A 643-nucleotide genomic window follows, 5' to 3' on the forward strand; every position below is an offset into this window, starting at 1 on the left:
GTGACTGCAACAGCGACTGACCCTGCAGGCAACACTTCATTGCCAGGTACAGGCACAGTTTCAGCAGACATCACAGCACCTGTGGTTGCGCTGGATGACGTGTTGACGAATGACAGCACACCAGCACTTACTGGTACAGTGAATGATCCGACAGCAACTGTAGTTGTCAATGTGGATGGCGTTGACTATCCGGCAGTGAACAATGGTGACGGCACCTGGACGCTTGCAGACAATACACTTCCAACACTCGCAGACGGACCACACACCATTACCGTGACTGCAACAGATGCAGCAGGTAACGTAGGTAACGATACTGCAGTGGTGACCATTGATACGGTTGCACCAAATGCACCGGTGCTTGATCCGATCAATGCAACAGACCCAGTGAGCGGTCAGGCAGAGCCTGGTTCAACAGTGACTGTGACTTATCCTGATGGCACCACTGCAACCGTGGTAGCAGGCACAGATGGTAGCTGGTCAGTACCAAACCCAGGTAACCTGGTGGATGGCGATACAGTGACTGCAACAGCGACTGACCCTGCAGGCAACACTTCATTGCCAGGTACAGGCACAGTTTCAGCAGACATCACAGCACCTGTGGTTGCGCTGGATGACGTGTTGACGAATGACAGCACACCAGCAC

General features: G+C 53.3%; 1 protein-coding gene. It reads left to right on the plus strand.

Annotated elements, in window-relative coordinates; translation table 11 throughout:
• Positions 1 to 643, plus strand: a 643-nt coding sequence (locus BFL28_RS20400) for an Ig-like domain-containing protein (RefSeq protein ID WP_241527386.1), incomplete at both ends; no start/stop codon positions are given.

Origin of the sequence: Sphingomonas turrisvirgatae, assembly GCF_001721295.1 — a bacterium.
Lineage (GTDB): Bacteria > Pseudomonadota > Alphaproteobacteria > Sphingomonadales > Sphingomonadaceae > Sphingomonas > Sphingomonas turrisvirgatae.